We start from the raw sequence: 16,070 nt of genomic DNA on the forward strand, positions 1-16,070 counted from the left end.
TGGTATCAGTTGTTCTTAGATATAGGAGTAAAAAAGAATTTAAAACCGAGAATTCCTAACTATAGAAAGTTTCTACAAGGTTTCTAGGTTATGTATATAGGACTTACGCACTGTACAAACCTGCCATGATATGATTGAACGAAATTGCGTCGTTTTCGGCTTTGAGAATATCTTATGGAGTAGGGTGTGTCAGATAGAGGAAATCTGTTTTTTGTGAAAATATCGTGTCTGACGTGGTTGGTGAGCTTGTCGAACCACACCTTTGTATATTTGAATTCGGTTGATGCCTAAATAGTTATTTGTTTTTGAATTTCCTACTGACTGAGGATTTAAATTAACCTGTCAAACAGGACACCTAAGGATAAACCTGTCAGAGAAAAGATACAGGTTAACCAAAAAGCTATACTTTCCTGAAAACCGGCGGCTTGAAAGTCGATCTTGACTAAGATAGTTGCGGAAAGCATAAGTAAAGTATCAAGAAATATCCGAAACCAGGCGATCATAATGAAGAACAATAAAGCTGCTAAAACAGCTACACCAAAGGATCTCGCATTGGATTGAAACAAGGTGTTGTAATACTCTGTTAGTTTTGACCAAGGAGTAGTTAAGCTAACTAGTAAGACTAAGATAGCACTGATAACGATTAACCACACAAACCAAGGTGCTTTTGTTGCGGATATTACCCAGCCCAAAGTACTGTAACTCAGTAGTACTAGTGATAGAGAAAACCAAGGAACTTGTTTTAAAATTAACATATATTGGTATTCCCCGTACCGGGTGCAGATATTATTGCCAAAATTATGTAACACCACTAAAGGTTTTATTTTATAGAATAGCAGGCTGAAAATCCTGGGGATGTTCAAAAAAGTCTGGGGTTGTATTTATTTTTTGAATATCTTCCCTTAAACTCTAAGTTTAACATTATGTTTTTACCGACCCAATCAATCAGCGCTTATGCTGTTATCAACTAATTTCATGAGCAAACTATCAACCTTCCCGGATTTTTTTTGTAAAAATTAGTTAAATTATGATCTTAAACATTTGTAAACTATTAGCAGTCGAGTAGCCGCGTGTCACATTTTATTAAGGTTAAGGACTAATCATGAAAAAACTTGCTATCGTTGAGCGCGTATGCCTGATTGGACACATCGTGTCTATGGTATTTGGACTAGTAGGGATATTACTAGTTGTTCCTAATGCCGAAGTAATTTTGAATTTATCTGAGGTTGGACAGACAGTCATGCAGTGGAGTATGGCTGGTGGTGGCGTAGCTTATATGATTTTGGGTGCAGTAGGTGTTTTCTTGTATGCTTACCGGACCTTGGGTTTAGGTCGCACCTTGGGATTTCTGATCCCATCACTCGGAATTTCTTTGACCAGCGAATTACTGGGAACTAGCACAGGCTTTCCTTTTGGTCACTACAGCTACCTGAGTGGATTGGGTTATAAAATTGCGGGTTTAGTACCATTCACAATTCCCTTGTCCTGGTTTTATGTGGGATGTGTGTCCTACCTGTTAGCGCGTGTTGGTTTAGAAGTAGACAAAAAACCGAGCTTATTACGTCATCTGAGTGCGATCGCACTCGGAGCTTTATTGCTGACTTCTTGGGATTTTGTACTTGACCCAGCCATGAGCCAAACTTCTCTTCCCTTCTGGTATTGGCAACAACCAGGGGCTTTCTTTGGAATGCCTTACCAAAACTTTGCTGGTTGGATGGGTACAGGTTCCTTGTTCATGACTGTAGCGGCACTGTTATGGAGAAACAACCCTCTGAAGTTAGAGCGATCGCAACTCAATATTCCTTTGGTTGTATATTTGGCTAACTTTGGTTTTGCCACAGTTATGAGTTTGGCTGCTGGTTTCTCCATTCCTGTATTGCTAGGCGTGGCACTTGGTGTTGCTCCTGCTGTGGCACTGTGGTTAAGAGGTCCAAGTGCATCTGCTGCTGTTGAAGCCACCACCAAGGAAGTTTCCGTTGCCAGCGTTAAAGTCGCTTTCAAGTAAGCTGACAGAATTTTAGATTTTGAATTTTGGATTGAAAGATTCAAAATTTAAAATTTAAAATTTAAATCAGACATTTTCATGTATCGGCAAGTATGTTGACCAAAGTCTAAATATCCGTTACAAAGCTTAATGAAGTATCTCTAGGGGGACGGTCGGCACTATGACCAATTACGTTAGGGTAGCTCCTCTGTAAGAGGCATGATAAATTACAAATTATTTTTAATTTCCCTCTGCGGTACTAGTTGACATAAATTGTGGGAAGATTAAGTAATTTATAGTTATCCAGAGCAACTACTCAGAATTTTGATTATACAAAGCGCTATTTCCCTCCTGTTACTACTTATACAAGTACCAGCAGCGGCGATTCTACTTTCACGTCTGCTGAAAGGACCAAGACGATACCCTCCCATTGAACCTGAACAACCAACAGTGGAACTGTTAGGTAGTGTAAGTGTCGTTGTTCCCACACTCAATGAAGCAATGCGGATCAGCCCTCTGTTAGCTGGGTTAAGTCGGCAAAGCTACGAAGTCCGAGAAATTATTGTAGTTGATAGCAAGTCCCAAGATGGAACTCCCGACTTAGTAAAAGCTGCACAGCAAAAAGATCCCCGTTTTCGCCTGATGACAGATGATCCTTTACCTTCTGGTTGGGTGGGTCGTCCTTGGGCGTTACATAATGGCTTTTTATTTAGTGCTGAGAAAAGTGAGTGGTTTTTGGGAATGGATGCGGATATCCAGCCCCATCCTGGCTTGGTAGCGAGTTTGGTGAAAACAGCCCAAGCCGAAGGCTATGATTTGGTTTCTCTTTCGCCGCAATTTATTCTCAAGTATCCAGGAGAATGCTGGTTACAACCAGCTTTACTGATGACGCTCCTATATAGATTCGATCCCACTGGCATTTATACAGAGCAACCAGAAAGGGTAATGGCTAATGGTCAGTGTTTTTTGTGTCGGCGCTCGGTTCTAGCGGCTGTAAGTGGTTATAGCAGTGCAAAGGGTTCTTTTTGTGATGATGTGACTTTGGCGCGACATATTGCCACTCAAGGCTTTAAGGTGGGCTTTTTAGATGGAGCAAAAGTGCTGAAGGTGCGGATGTATGAGGGAGCAATGGAAACTTGGAAAGAGTGGGGACGCAGTCTTGATTTGAAGGATGCTTCTTCCCGCGCTCAGATTTGGGGAGATTTATGGCTGCTGTCAGCGGTTCAAGGTTTGCCAATATTGATCTTACTTGGTTTTCTCCCCTTGCTCCCACTGCCGCCCCTGCTCCCTCTGCACCTGTTATTGGGACTAAATATATTTTTATTAATGATTCGCTTTGCTTTATTATTAGCGATCGCTCCTTCCTATGATCGCAAAAATGCTCAGGGTAGCTGGTTATTCTGGCTTTCACCCTGGGCTGATCCCTTAGCTGTGCTGCGAATCTTCTTATCTGCTTTTCGCACTCCACGAGAGTGGCGCGGAAGAAAGTATGATACCCCACCAAGTTGCTAGTACAGCTTGGCAAAAATAAGTAGGTAAGCATCATCAAACCAAACTGTGTAAAGAAAAGTAAAAAAGGCTAAAACCCTTTCTCCCACTGCTCCTGCCTTATCTCAAAAACAATTTTTAACGCCACCCTACTTAAACTTTCTTCCCTCCTAGGGGAAACTGCTGAGTGCTACGCGCAGGCATCTATGAAGAAATGATGACTACCTCCCAAAATAGATATTATCAAAAAGATATTCTGATAGTTGATGATACTCTAGATAATTTACGTTTCTTAGATACCATCCTCACTAAAAAGGGCTATTCTGTTCGCAAAGCATTAGATGGAACAATGGCTCTAACAGCGTGTAAGAATCTCTTGCCAGATTTAATTTTACTGGATATTATGATGCCGGAAATGGATGGATATAATGTTTGTCGGCTACTGAAAGCTAATCAAGCAACTAGTAAGGTTCCAGTAATTTTTTTAAGCGCTATAGATGATATTTTAGATAAAATAAAAGCTTTTGAAGTTGGTGGTGTTGACTATATTACCAAGCCATTTCAAGCTGAAGAAGTTTTAATTCGGGTGGAAAATCAATTGGCATTAAAAGCAGCCGAACAAAAAATTTTAAGCTTAAATATTGAATTGGAACGAAAAGTTAAAGAGCGGACATTACAGCTAGAAATAGCTAATCAAGACCTCAAGCGAGAACTATGGGAACGCAAGCAATTAGAAGAAAAACTATTGTATAGAGCGTTACATGATCCGCTCACTAATTTAGCCAATCGAACTTTGTTAATGGAACGGCTAGATGAAGCACTAAAACTAACTAAGATTGAATCTAATTATCACTTTGCTGTGTTATTTTTAGATTGCGATCGCTTTAAAGTTATCAATGATTCTCTTGGACATTTAATAGGAGATGAATTACTAATTGCGATTGGTAATAGACTGCAAAATTTGATGAAAGATACGGACATTTTAGCTAGATTAGGTGGTGATGAATTTGCTATTTTTTTAGATAAAATTGCAGATATTAGCTATGTAAAACTAGTAGCAGATAAAATTTTAAAAGCCATTTCAGCACCTTTTCAATTATCTAGAACTGAAGTTTTCATTACTGCTAGTATTGGAATTGTTTTCAGTAATAGTAACTATAACAAACCTCAAGAATTGCTGCGAGATGCTGACACTGCAATGTATAAAGCTAAATCACAAGGCAAGTCTAGATATTGTGTATTTACTTATAGTATGTATCAGAAAGCTCTTAAACTTTTGCAGTTGGAAAATGATTTAAATAGAGCAATTGAACTACAAGAATTTATTGTTTATTATCAGCCAATAGTTTCTTTAACTACAGGTAAAATTAGCGGATTTGAAGCACTTGTACGCTGGCAGCATCCGACCCATGGTCTAGTTTCTCCGGCTGAATTTATTCCCGTAGCAGAGGAAACGGGCTTAATTGCTGCTATAGATACGTGGGTATTACAAACAGCTTGCCGCCAACTACGTAACTGGCAAGAACAAAAAGTTATTGGTGAAGAGATTTCAATTAGCGTTAATCTTTCAGTTAAATTATTTTCTCATCCCAACTTACTAGAAACAATTAATCGAGCTTGGTGCGACATTCAGTTAAATCCACAAAACTTGAAGCTGGAAATTACGGAAAGTGCTATTATGGAGGATATTCAAGCAACAGCCGTAATTTTGCAACAACTGCGAGAATCTAAAATTGAATTATCTATTGATGATTTTGGAACGGGATACTCTTCTTTAAGCTACTTGCATAGACTTCCGGTAAATATCCTCAAGATTGATCAATATTTTATCCGTAACTTAGAGCAAAACCCCAAGAATATAGCTTTAATTTCTACTATCATTAACCTTGCTCATACGAGTGAGTTGAGAGCAATAGCTGAAGGGATAAAAAACCCCGTTCAGCTAAAGAAACTGCGAAATTTGGGGTGTGATTTTGGTCAGGGTTATTTTTTTTCTAAACCGTTAGCAGCCAAGTCAGTTGTGGATCTGCTTGCGTCTACACCCCAATGGTAATGATTTATATTCAGTCGGTGTCAGTTTCTACTTGATCACCTCTTTCTAATTCCCAGAGAATTTGATTACCTTCTCTTCTTACCCGTGAAACTATCCAGTTCCGCCAACGCCACTGGTCTCCTCGACTGGTGACAGCACTGGCGTGGACATCCATGAGGTCTGCTAGTTCAGAACTAGTGATTAAGTAGCCTTTTTCAGAAATTTCGTCAGCGATATGCAAAGTTTCCACTAAATTGCGGAGTTGCAAAACCCTCATCTCAGGTAGTTTTTCGTCGTTTGTGGTTGTGGCTGACGTTGTAGATGGTTCCATAGTAGTTATTTCTAATGGAAAAGTAATGCTTTCTGGGATGTTTTCGGGGATTATTGTAGAGTTTCTTGTAGAATCAGATTCTTTTACTACATTTACTTCACTTGTATTAGGTAAGGTTTGGGAAGTATTTCCCGGCGATAATTGTTGAAGAGATGGAATTTTGCTGCTGGCAAAGGAGCGAGCAATCACATCACAGCGTTCGTTACCTATATTACCAGAATGTCCGCGCACGTGCTGCCATTTTACAAGTCGGCTGTTAAGTTCATCGAGGATTTCTAAAAGGTCTTGGTTTTGGACTGGGTTCCCATCCGACTTTTTCCAGCCTTTCTTTTTCCAGCCTTTCACCCATTTGGTCACGCAGTTAATCAAATATTCGCTATCGGTGTAGAGGGTGATGGGTTCATTTTGTCCAGATGCTTCTAGATATTGTAGGGCTGCGATCGCAGCTTGCATTTCCATTTTATTATTGGTGGTATGGCGTGAGGCATCGCCCATTTCATGAATTGACCCATCATTGAAATAGACAACAACAGCCCAACCACCGGGACCGGGGTTGCCAGTGCAAGCACCATCTGTATATATGCTTTGAATTATACGTTGAGTGGACATAGTGGAAGTATTAAACTGCAAAGGACACGAGACAAAAAGTAATTAGTGACAAGTTTTGGTCAATAATATTCAAGTTATTATAGTTAATAATCAGCTTTTTCAACTTTCGTTAAAATTTTTATAGCTGCGGCTAAAATTACTTCCTATTCACATTTTTATGGCTTATGTTTAGGTTTAAATATCATACAAATTACCATTCTTATGTGTGAAAATCCATCCTCCATCATCACTAGATTTAGCAATTAAATCATCATCTGGATAGTACACTTCTTCTCCAGGGCTTCTATCTCCAACTTCCAAATAAATTACGATTGCTTGAGATTTATTCAAAAGTTGATGTCCATTTTCTTCTCCTGCTGGGAAACCTGCCATCATTCCCGCTGTGAGAATTTGCTCACCTGCATTAGTAATTAAAGTTGCTTCTCCTTGAATAATATAAATAAACTCATCTTGTTGAGTATGCCAATGTCTTAATGCTGAACAGCTTCCTGGAGTCAGAGTGACTAAGTTAACACCAAAATTTTTTAGTCCGGCTGCATTTCCTAAAGCTTGTTTGACTCGTCCTACAATTCGAGATTTAAATACATCTGGATAAACAGAAGTAGTTCGACGAGGTACATTGTCTGGATTAATAATCATGATCCTATTCCGCAAATAATGGGTTATAACGTCGCATTAATTTAAGTCCATCTACATCATATTGGAAACCCCATCTTTCATAAAAAGGAATCATTTCTGCTAAACAATAAAGGGCAATATTTTCAACTTTTTTCAACTGTGGATGATTAATTACTTCATCTAACAATTTAGCACCAAAACCCATTTCTCTATAGTTAGATTTAATAATTACGTCATAAAGAGTACCTCGATAAACAAAATCAGTTAGAACGCGACAAAAACCAATTAATTCTTCGTCATCACCTACCAAAGCAATTATTATATCTGATGCCTTTAACATCTTGAGTACTCGCTCATAAGTCCGGTCTTTACTCCAAAATTCATTTTTATATAATTCCACAAGTTGATAAATTTGGGTTTCAGTTAACTGGTTAACGACTTTGTAATTCATGGTTAATTTTGAATCAATTTAATTTTTACAATAATTTTAGTATTAATCTAATTATTAAATGTGCAATTTGTATCAATATAATATACAATTTATATTAATCAAACAATTCTATAAAATCTAGTGATATGACGCAACTAACTTTAGTAATTGGTAATAAAAATTATTCATCTTGGTCACTGCGTCCTTGGCTGGTGATGAAGCACTTTAACTTGCCATTTCAAGAAATTCGCGTTCCTCTCTATACGTCAGATTCTTTATCACAACTTCAGCAATATTCTCCATCTGGAAAAGTACCTGTATTGTTGCACAATAATATAACTGTGTGGGATTCTTTAGCTATTTGTGAATATCTAGCGGAAACATTTCCCCATTTACACTGCTGGCCAGAGGATAAATCCACCAGAACATTAGCTCGTTCTATCAGTGCAGAAATGCACTCTGGTTTTCAAACTTTGCGTCAAAATATGTCGATGAACTGCTGTACTAAATACCCTGGTAAAGGTTTAGTATCTGGTGTTCAACAAGACATTGATCGCATCACCGATATTTGGCAAGAATGTCGGCAAAAATTTAGCGTGGGTGGTGATTTTTTGTTTGGTAATTTTACTATTGCTGATGCCATGTTTGCTCCAGTTGCATTGAGATTTGTCACCTATGATGTACAGATAGATTCAGTTTCCAGGAATTATGTAGAAGCTATTTTATCATTACCTGCAATACAAGAATGGATCACAGCAGCCAAAAGTGAGACAGAAGTAATCTCCAAGTTCGAGTTTTAGCTATTTCACAATTCACTAAAATCTAATTTTATGAGATGCTGCCGACTGATTTACCATTTGCACAGTTTTAAAATGCAGTTTTTGAAGCAGAATCATATTTGATTAATCAACCAAATGCTGCATTTTACTCAATGGCGTTGATAAACCATCGATACTCATAATATTTTTCTGCTGTTGATATTCTTTAATTCCCTCTTCTCCTTTTTTACTAGCCCATTTAACTAAAGTTTCTCTTTGTCCTTGATATTCATACAGCGGCACACCAAAACCACAAGAAGTTTGTACACGTTCAATATTTGCAACAATAATTTGTCGAGTTCCAGGAACAGGATAAAATAGAGAATAGAGAGAATTCCATTCCGGAGAATCTGGTAAGATTGTTTTTCCCTGACCATAAAGACGGAGAATACAAGCAGGTTCTTGAAAAGCACAAAACATAAAGGTTATTCGTCCATTTTCCTGCAAATGAGCCGATGTTTCGTTACCACTACCTGTGACATCCAAATAACCGACTCGGTGCGGAGAGAGAATGCGAAAACTTTCTAAACCCTTGGGAGAAAGGTTAACATGACCGGTAGAACTCAAAGGTGCAGAACCTACAAAAAATAGCTTTTGGGCTGCAATAAAGTTTTGCAGTTCTTCAGTAATACAATCAAAAAGTTTAGACATAACTGATGTGATAGTTTTAGCAGTTTTTTGATTTTATTATATTCCATTAAAGTTTAACTTTTACTTGATATGTCGTCAATTTTTTTGCCTCCACCTATTCAAAGAATTAATAGTGAAATAGTAGCTAATGCAGGTGTTAAGTTATCTATTTTGCGTCTGGATCTCATGCATCCCCAAATTAACGGTAATAAATGGTTTAAGCTGAAGTATAACCTGGCGGAAGCTAAAGAGAAAAATTTCTCAACCATCCTTACTTTTGGTGGTGCTTATTCTAACCATATTTATGCTACCGCAGCCGCAGGTAAAATATTTGGTTTCCGCACGATTGGCATAATTCGTGGAGAAGAAAATATCCCTCTAAATCCTACTTTACAATTTGCATTAGCACAGGGAATGGAATTAGTATATATTGATCGTCGTACATATAAAGAACGTCATACAGATGAATTACAAAACCAATTAAAACAGCAATTTGGAGAAGTATTCATTATTCCTGAAGGTGGTTGTAACTTAAATGGTATGCGTGGTTGTATAGAGATATTAGAAACGGTTAAAGAATTTAATACTATCTGTCTAGCTTGCGGTACAGGAACAACACTGGCAGGTATGACACTATCATTAAGTCAACAACAAAAAGTGCTGGGATTTCCTATATTAAAAGGTGGTGATTTTCTCAATGAAGATATCAAAAATTCATTAATAAATTATCTGGATTCTGGATTACCTGCACCTGTTAATTGTCCCTCACCTTGGGAATTAATTTGTAATTATCATTTTGGTGGTTACGCTAAGGTAAATAATGAATTAAGGCTATTTTGTCAAAATTTTCAACAACAATATGACATACCTTTAGATTATGTATATACAGGAAAAATGTTTTATGGAGTTATGGATTTAATAACAAAAGGCTTTTTTAATTCGGAATCTTTGCTTTTAGTACATACAGGTGGGTTACAGGGTAATCTCGGATAAGGCAGTACAAAAGTTTGATAAATTCATTTATCGCATCATTCAACAAAAAAGAGAAAGTACTGAAGATATACTAAAAACGGTTGGAAACTTTACTTTTAAACGCAGAGGTTCGCTGAGGTAAACGCAAAGTGACGCAGAGTTTTTACTGACTTGTAAAAAGAGGACTTATCCTGCCCACCCGTCTTATATTTAACTGTGTGTACCTACTTAAATGCGAGTAATTGTGTTGTGTGTCGATGACTATACAACCTGATGTCAAGTAAGAATGAAGAACTTTGGTTACATTTTAAAGAGTATATGAAAAATCTCCGTACTTAAGTATTTTTATCAGGATACGCTATATATTACTAACTAGGCATAAATGATCTTAGCTACTCAGGGATTAAAAGGGATGCAAAGCAATAGTAGTGCGACTCCAGAATCAACTCAAGTTTCTACCAATACCAATAATTCTAGCCAACAAGTTCAACATATCTATACTTTAGAAAACTTGGTTAAAACATTAGAAGAAGTAGCTACTCACCTAGCAGCAAATTAAGCTGTTGTGCAATGGCGATAATAGCGATAACTTAAGTAGGTAGACAGAATTAAATGTCAGATAAAATTTTGGTCGTAGTGAGCGATTTATCGCTCTTTTGCTAGGTTTGATAGGGCTAAAGCCCTTACTACTAACTTTTCTTTTATTCAGTCTTACTACTTTGAAAGGAAAGTTTATTTACTTCTTTTTTGTTTGGTAAAGAGGGAGTGAACTGCTTTTTTTCACTACACAAAAGATATCTCAATTTCTTTTTGGTAATCTTAAGCATGAAGGTTGGCTTGTTCTTGTAACCAAGGATCTACAGGTTGTCCATCTTTGCGTTTTAATTCTATTTCTATTACCATCACTTCTTTGGAACCGGGAGGTGCAGGTTTTTTGTGGAATATAATGTCGTAGTCTGCGGGGTTATGTTGACGTTCTTGCAACCATTCTTGTACTTTGGTGATGGCAAAGAATGATTGCCCTTGTTCAAACATTCTGGTAATTTGTAATTGTAAGGTGTAAGGATTGATACGGCTCATTTGTATTGACTCCTTTGGTACTTGTAATTATTATAGTCTCACGCAGAGGAGCCAGTGCGTTGCGCGGGTTTCCCGTGTTGTAGCAACTGGCGTAGCGCAAAGAGGAAGATTGAGTTGGGAGTTTTTTATTCTTCTGTGTTAATATCTACTTTATCATAAATATTTGATAACAAGATTTGGTAGGGAATGGAGGCTAGATTTAAGCTATGGGTGTGCGGGGTTTACAAACTGAAAATCGGCGCATTCTTGATATTTTGCAAAATCGTCCTCCTGAGCAGGAATCTTGATTTTTACTTACTTTTCAATATGTATGTATTTTTATATCCCTGACTTATTAAAAAAGCTGGGGATATATTTTAAAAATTTGTTAATTAATAAAAATTTGCATGAATTGGCGGTAGATTTATGAAAGAGTACTGAAGGGGAGTTTAGACTAAATTGGTTATATTCAAGAAAAAAAAGGAGTCTGATTGAATACAGTCTCCCTTTTGACAGAAACTGAGAGAAATCCGGGCTAACTCTGACTCGCCAATATGAAACGTGCCAGATTAGAAGAATTCCGTCAAGCAGCCTACAAACATCTATGTAGAGCTAAAGACGCTACCTTTGAATTGACAGATGCCATATTTATACAACACCCAAAATTGCCACCCCATACATTTTGCTTTAATTCAAAGTTATTACTTCTAAATTTTCTTAAATTTTTAAGAAGCAGATAAGTAAATTTTGAATTGTTTAGCGTTGGAGTTGAATATAGTTACTTACCTGTAGGTTATTAATAAGGGCTTTTCTCCGGATATAGGAGGTTAATACGCTTTTGCCGTAATGCTAATTCTTCTTTGTGCAGTTGCTCTAACTGCTCTACTATCTCTCCTTTTACCCCTATAATAGAAGCCATTTGTAGAATTTTTTTCTTTTCCTGTTCATGAATTTCTCCATCAGCAGCAGAAGCTCTAATTGCTGTGAGAAGTAAATCTCTTTGTGCGATAGATACTTGAGGAGAGCGAGCAATTACCTCTTCTATGTCTTCATCGGCTTCGTATGCTTTTAGCTCTTCAATTACCCAGTCTGCTACTCCCCAGGATGCACAGAATCCAATAGCCCAATCTTTTTCTTCCCTTGAGAGAACTCCATCTCCCTTAGCGCAACATAAAACTGATTTCATATAAATGCAACAATCTTCATCTGTAGGGATCTCACTAAAGCCAAAAAACCAATTAAATATCCAAGATTGACCAAGTTTTTTGATGTCAGACATAAATTTTCCTTCTTGTCTATTAAAACATGATTTCACTCTGGGATGTTATCATTACTAAGGAAAAAACACAAGGACAGTTTAGACTGTTACAGAAAATATCTTAAACTGCAAATATTTACTAGCAAAAAGCCTAATATTAAAAATATATTAATCAATGCAAAAATTTGGGTAGGCAAGATACCTACCCCACAAACTCCTATTTCAACGCTGCTAACAACTCATTTTTTGCTGTTTCCAAAGCTTGCGGTAATTTGGTTTCGTCACGTCCCCCAGCTTGGGCTAAATTGGGTTTTCCACCACCACCACCTCCACAAATCTTAGCTACATTACCAACAAATTTTCCAGCTTGGACACCTTTCTTATTAACTTCAGAACTAAATGCTGCAACGATACTCACTTTTCCTGCTTCAGGAACTGAACCTAAAACCACCGCACCATTACCGATTTTTTGCAGCAATCTTTCCGCAGCAGCTTTTAATGATTCTGCGTCAACATCTTCCAGTTGAGAAACAATAATTTTATGTTCTCCAATTGTTTCCGCAGTTTGTAATAAGCTGTCAGATTTGACTATGGCTATTTGTGATTTCAGACTTTGAATTTCTTTTTCGTTGTTGCGAAGTTCAGTTTGTAGAGTTGTGATTCTGTCGGGTATTTCTTCGGGTTTGACTTTAAAGCGATCGCTCAAATCTTTAACCACTTTATCACGCACATTTAAATAATCCAAGATCGCCGCACCAGAAACCGCTTCTATTCTTCTCACCCCAGAAGCAACTCCCGCTTCAGAAATAATCTTGAAAACGCCAATTTCCGCAGTATTACTAACGTGAGTTCCCCCGCACAGTTCCATTGACACACCAGGGAAATCAATCACGCGCACATCATCACCGTACTTTTCCCCAAACATCGCAACTGCACCTTTGGCTTTTGCTTCTGCTAAGGGTAATACTTCGATTTTTACAGAATGTGCTTCGGAAATCCAACTATTTACTAACTCTTCAATTTGTTGAACTTCATCCGCAGTTAAAGCGCGAGGACAGTTAAAATCAAACCGTAATCTGTCGAAAGAAACCAAAGAACCCGCTTGAGAAATTCCTTCATCAACAACTTTCTTTAATGCAGCTTGTAATAAATGAGTTGCTGTATGATTAGCTTGAGCGCGACGACGACAACCCCGATCTATTTGTGCGGTAATTTCATCACCAACTCTAATTGTTCCTCTTTCAATGCGTCCGAAGTGAATAAAGAAATCAGATTCTTTTTTCACATCTTCAATTCTGACTAAAACACCATCACCGGCAATATATCCTTTATCACCAATTTGTCCCCCAGACTCAGCATAAAATGGAGTTTTATCTAAAACAATTTGCACTTCTGTTCCTGCTTCTGCTGCTTCTTCAGAAACACCAGCAACTAACAAAACTTCGATTTTTGCAGTTGTTGTTAATTGGGTATAACCGATAAATTCTGTGGAATGGATATGTTCTGCAAGTTTATCTAAAGAACCTTGAACAGTTAAATCAATAGTTTCGTGTGCAGCTTTCGCACGTTCCACCTGTTTTTGCATTTCTGTATTGAAACCATCAACATCAACAGTGATGTTATTTTCTTCTGCGACTTCTTGGGTTAATTCCAATGGGAAGCCGTAGGTATCATATAGAGTAAACGCACTTTCACCACTAATAGAAGTTTGTCCTTTTTGTTTTACGGTTTGGATAATTTCTGATAACAGCTTTTCTCCTCTATCTAAAGTTTTGAGAAAATTAACTTCTTCTCTTTGCAATTCAGCTTTAATTGCAGTTTCTCTTTGTCGCAAATTTGGATAAATTGATTCAGAAAGAGAAATTGCGGTTTCTGCAACTTGGTTAATAAATTCTCCAGTAATACCAATTAATCTCCCATGTCTGACAACGCGACGAATCAAACGCCGTAAAACATAACCTCTTCCCACATTAGAAGCGCGAATTTCATCAGCAATCATGTGAACTACAGAACGGACATGATCACCAATTACCTTTAAAGAAACTTTGGTATTTTCATCACTTTTGTAATAATCAATTTTGGCAATTTTTGCTGCTGTTTCAATAATCGGGAAAATCAAATCTGTTTCATAATTATTCGGCTTCTTTTGCAGGATTTGCGCCATTCTTTCCAAACCCATTCCCGTGTCAATATTCTTGTTTTGCAACGGGGTTAAATTTCCTGAAGCATCCCGATTATATTGCATGAATACCAAGTTATAAAACTCGATAAATCGGGTATCATCTTCTAAATCAATATTATCTTCACCGCGTTCTGGGTGAAAATCATAATAAATTTCCGAACATGGTCCACATGGTCCAGTGATTCCTGATACCCAGAAGTTATCATCTGCACCCATGCGCTTGATGCGTTTTTCTGTTACACCAATATTCTCGCGCCAGATGGTAAAAGCTTCGTCGTCGTCTTCAAAGACGCTGACAACGAGATTTTGAGGAGAGAAACCAAAGACTTGAGTGGATAATTCCCAACCCCAAGCGATCGCTTGTGCCTTAAAATAATCACCAAAGCTAAAATTCCCCAACATCTCGAAAAATGTATGGTGGCGTTGAGTTCGTCCCACATTTTCGATATCATTGGTACGAATACATTTCTGTGATGTCGTAGCGCGTTTGAATTCCGGTGTCCGTTGTCCCAAGAAGATAGGCTTAAATGGTAACATACCTGCAATAGTTAGCAGTACAGTGGGATCTTCTGGAACCAGGGAAGCACTAGGAAGCGGTTGGTGTCCCCGTTGAGTGTAGAAGTCGAGGAATAAAGTGCGAATATCGTTACCGCTAAGATACTGGGGAGTTGAAGACATGAGAGGTTACAAAAAAATAAGAATTTAAGTTGCTAGTTATCTAGTTTAGGCTGCTAATTGGTAATTAGTGATGAGTAAAATTCTTAGCTGTTACTTATTCCTTAGTTGGCGTTGCATAAGTGCGTGATGTTTGTTAAGTGTAGAGCGGAGAATCCCTACCCATGGAACGTCTCTACAAGGGTTTTGAATGTATGCAAAATTGTTTTCATCCCCAAAATCAGCAACGCCCCTTAGTTTTCATGACAAGTATTACAGTAACTTTACAAAAATTTGTTATTCTATATACAGCAGACTGTAAGCAAATGAAGTAAAAATTTTTCTGCAAAAATCAAGTATCAAGGGGCTTTTACCCACACCATTACCTGATGTCTCATGACAAATATTCTTTCCTACCTACTTAATATAGCAGCTGACAGTCTGAAAAGTCTTTTGGTATCCTAACCGCCCTGTCTGTAGCCATAACATGGAATTCTTAAGAAATACTTGTGAAAAACCGAAATAGAGATACAAGTAAAGATACAAATAAAGAACTCATGGTAAAACTTTCATAACATATTCATTTTAGATTTTAGATGACGACTGTTGACATAATTCAATAGTTAATTTGTTTTGAGAACACATTTATTAAGTCCACTGGGAATAAAAAACTTGTTTTTTTACAGTCCTCAATATTCTGTTAACTCATATCTGGCACATTAAGAATCAACACGTAAAGTCTGTAAAAATGCGCGATAAAGCTACCTTATTTTCATGGGTTTTTATCGCTAAATCAAGGATTTTGAAACTTGGCTCTATAAAGGAACTAGATCAATTCTAGATCAACTTTTATTGGTGCAAGACGTGAGTTAATATAACTTAGATTATGAAAATATATCTTTGTTCCAATTTTCAATGGTTTTAACCGCCACTACATCCCGCATTTATGCAACACAAAAAATAGTTGTACAAAGCAGTATGTTCGTAATCATTTATATATTTGAC

The 16,070-nt window shown here is 37.4% G+C and carries 14 protein-coding genes; 6 read left to right on the forward strand and 8 right to left on the reverse strand.

The window, feature by feature from the left end; all coding sequences use genetic code 11:
• Positions 1-329: 329 nt before the first annotated feature.
• Entirely contained in the window at positions 330-755 is a 426-nt protein-coding gene (locus ANA7108_RS0116390; RefSeq protein WP_016951887.1) for a hypothetical protein, read from the reverse strand.
• A gap of 347 nt (positions 756-1,102) precedes the next feature.
• Between ANA7108_RS0116390 and cruF the strand changes: the two genes are divergently transcribed.
• The 3 genes from cruF (at position 1,103) to ANA7108_RS0116405 (ending at position 5,525) form a co-directional block, all read left to right on the forward strand.
• A complete protein-coding gene (gene cruF, locus ANA7108_RS0116395) occupies positions 1,103-2,005 on the forward strand; it encodes a gamma-carotene 1'-hydroxylase CruF (protein WP_026104238.1) in 903 nt (300 codons plus the stop codon).
• A gap of 303 nt (positions 2,006-2,308) precedes the next feature.
• Entirely contained in the window at positions 2,309-3,496 is a 1,188-nt protein-coding gene (cruG, locus tag ANA7108_RS0116400; protein WP_016951889.1) for a 2'-O-glycosyltransferase CruG, read from the forward strand.
• A 193-nt stretch (positions 3,497-3,689) separates the two neighbouring features.
• Positions 3,690-5,525, forward strand: a complete 1,836-nt coding sequence (locus tag ANA7108_RS0116405) for an EAL domain-containing response regulator (RefSeq protein WP_016951890.1) — start codon at positions 3,690-3,692, stop codon at positions 5,523-5,525.
• A gap of 10 nt (positions 5,526-5,535) precedes the next feature.
• Here the strand turns inward: ANA7108_RS0116405 and rnhA are convergent, their stop codons facing one another.
• The 3 genes from rnhA to ANA7108_RS0116420 all read right to left on the reverse strand — a co-directional run bounded on the left by rnhA (position 5,536) and on the right by ANA7108_RS0116420 (position 7,513).
• The gene (rnhA, locus tag ANA7108_RS0116410) at positions 5,536-6,444 is read right to left on the reverse strand and encodes a ribonuclease HI (protein ID WP_016951891.1); all 909 of its coding nucleotides are present in this window, start codon (positions 6,442-6,444) and stop codon (positions 5,536-5,538) included.
• 174 nt (positions 6,445-6,618) lie between these two features.
• Positions 6,619-7,083: a cupin domain-containing protein gene (locus ANA7108_RS0116415; RefSeq protein ID WP_016951892.1), complete on the reverse strand. Its 465-nt coding sequence runs from the start codon at positions 7,081-7,083 to the stop codon at positions 6,619-6,621.
• 4 nt (positions 7,084-7,087) lie between these two features.
• On the reverse strand, positions 7,088-7,513 hold the full coding sequence (locus tag ANA7108_RS0116420; RefSeq protein WP_016951893.1) for a GNAT family N-acetyltransferase: 426 nt from the start codon (positions 7,511-7,513) through the stop codon (positions 7,088-7,090).
• 125 nt (positions 7,514-7,638) lie between these two features.
• Between ANA7108_RS0116420 and ANA7108_RS0116425 the strand changes: the two genes are divergently transcribed.
• Complete coding sequence (locus ANA7108_RS0116425) at positions 7,639-8,292, forward strand: glutathione S-transferase family protein (RefSeq protein ID WP_016951894.1); 654 nt, start codon at positions 7,639-7,641, stop codon at positions 8,290-8,292.
• Positions 8,293-8,394: 102 nt separating this feature from the next.
• On the opposite strand, the gene ANA7108_RS0116430 is transcribed toward ANA7108_RS0116425, so the two are convergent.
• A complete protein-coding gene (locus tag ANA7108_RS0116430) occupies positions 8,395-8,961 on the reverse strand; it encodes a pyridoxamine 5'-phosphate oxidase family protein (RefSeq protein ID WP_016951895.1) in 567 nt (188 codons plus the stop codon).
• A 69-nt stretch (positions 8,962-9,030) separates the two neighbouring features.
• Here ANA7108_RS0116430 and ANA7108_RS0116435 point away from each other — a divergent pair, with 69 nt between their 5' ends.
• Both ANA7108_RS0116435 and ANA7108_RS0116440 read left to right on the forward strand, forming a co-directional pair.
• The gene (locus ANA7108_RS0116435; protein ID WP_026104240.1) at positions 9,031-9,933 is read left to right on the forward strand and encodes a 1-aminocyclopropane-1-carboxylate deaminase/D-cysteine desulfhydrase; all 903 of its coding nucleotides are present in this window, start codon (positions 9,031-9,033) and stop codon (positions 9,931-9,933) included.
• A 361-nt stretch (positions 9,934-10,294) separates the two neighbouring features.
• A complete protein-coding gene (locus tag ANA7108_RS0116440) occupies positions 10,295-10,471 on the forward strand; it encodes a hypothetical protein (protein ID WP_016951897.1) in 177 nt (58 codons plus the stop codon).
• Between the two features lie 260 nt (positions 10,472-10,731).
• On the opposite strand, the gene ANA7108_RS0116445 is transcribed toward ANA7108_RS0116440, so the two are convergent.
• The 3 genes from ANA7108_RS0116445 to alaS form a co-directional block, all read right to left on the reverse strand.
• Complete coding sequence (locus ANA7108_RS0116445; protein ID WP_016951898.1) at positions 10,732-10,992, reverse strand: hypothetical protein; 261 nt, start codon at positions 10,990-10,992, stop codon at positions 10,732-10,734.
• A gap of 775 nt (positions 10,993-11,767) precedes the next feature.
• Complete coding sequence (locus tag ANA7108_RS0116460; RefSeq protein ID WP_016951900.1) at positions 11,768-12,250, reverse strand: hypothetical protein; 483 nt, start codon at positions 12,248-12,250, stop codon at positions 11,768-11,770.
• Positions 12,251-12,446: 196 nt separating this feature from the next.
• Complete coding sequence (gene alaS / locus ANA7108_RS0116465; RefSeq protein ID WP_016951901.1) at positions 12,447-15,089, reverse strand: alanine--tRNA ligase; 2,643 nt, start codon at positions 15,087-15,089, stop codon at positions 12,447-12,449.
• Positions 15,090-16,070 lie beyond the last annotated feature (981 nt).

It is taken from the genome of Anabaena sp. PCC 7108, from assembly GCF_000332135.1.
Taxonomy (GTDB): Bacteria; Cyanobacteriota; Cyanobacteriia; order Cyanobacteriales; family Nostocaceae; genus Anabaena.

Bases quoted from the DNA above. Each gene is read 5' to 3' on its own strand.
- ANA7108_RS0116390 (WP_016951887.1), bottom strand. From the start codon at position 755: ATGTTAATTTTAAAACAAGTTCCTTGGTTTTCTCTATCACTAGTACTA.
- cruF (WP_026104238.1), top strand. From the start codon at position 1,103: ATGAAAAAACTTGCTATCGTTGAGCGCGTATGCCTGATTGGACACATC.
- ANA7108_RS0116405 (WP_016951890.1), top strand. From the start codon at position 3,690: ATGACTACCTCCCAAAATAGATATTATCAAAAAGATATTCTGATAGTT.
- rnhA (WP_016951891.1), bottom strand. From the start codon at position 6,444: ATGTCCACTCAACGTATAATTCAAAGCATATATACAGATGGTGCTTGC.
- ANA7108_RS0116415 (WP_016951892.1), bottom strand. From the start codon at position 7,083: ATGATTATTAATCCAGACAATGTACCTCGTCGAACTACTTCTGTTTAT.
- ANA7108_RS0116420 (WP_016951893.1), bottom strand. From the start codon at position 7,513: ATGAATTACAAAGTCGTTAACCAGTTAACTGAAACCCAAATTTATCAA.
- ANA7108_RS0116425 (WP_016951894.1), top strand. From the start codon at position 7,639: ATGACGCAACTAACTTTAGTAATTGGTAATAAAAATTATTCATCTTGG.
- ANA7108_RS0116430 (WP_016951895.1), bottom strand. From the start codon at position 8,961: ATGTCTAAACTTTTTGATTGTATTACTGAAGAACTGCAAAACTTTATT.
- ANA7108_RS0116435 (WP_026104240.1), top strand. From the start codon at position 9,031: ATGTCGTCAATTTTTTTGCCTCCACCTATTCAAAGAATTAATAGTGAA.
- ANA7108_RS0116440 (WP_016951897.1), top strand. From the start codon at position 10,295: ATGATCTTAGCTACTCAGGGATTAAAAGGGATGCAAAGCAATAGTAGT.
- ANA7108_RS0116445 (WP_016951898.1), bottom strand. From the start codon at position 10,992: ATGAGCCGTATCAATCCTTACACCTTACAATTACAAATTACCAGAATG.
- ANA7108_RS0116460 (WP_016951900.1), bottom strand. From the start codon at position 12,250: ATGTCTGACATCAAAAAACTTGGTCAATCTTGGATATTTAATTGGTTT.
- alaS (WP_016951901.1), bottom strand. From the start codon at position 15,089: ATGTCTTCAACTCCCCAGTATCTTAGCGGTAACGATATTCGCACTTTA.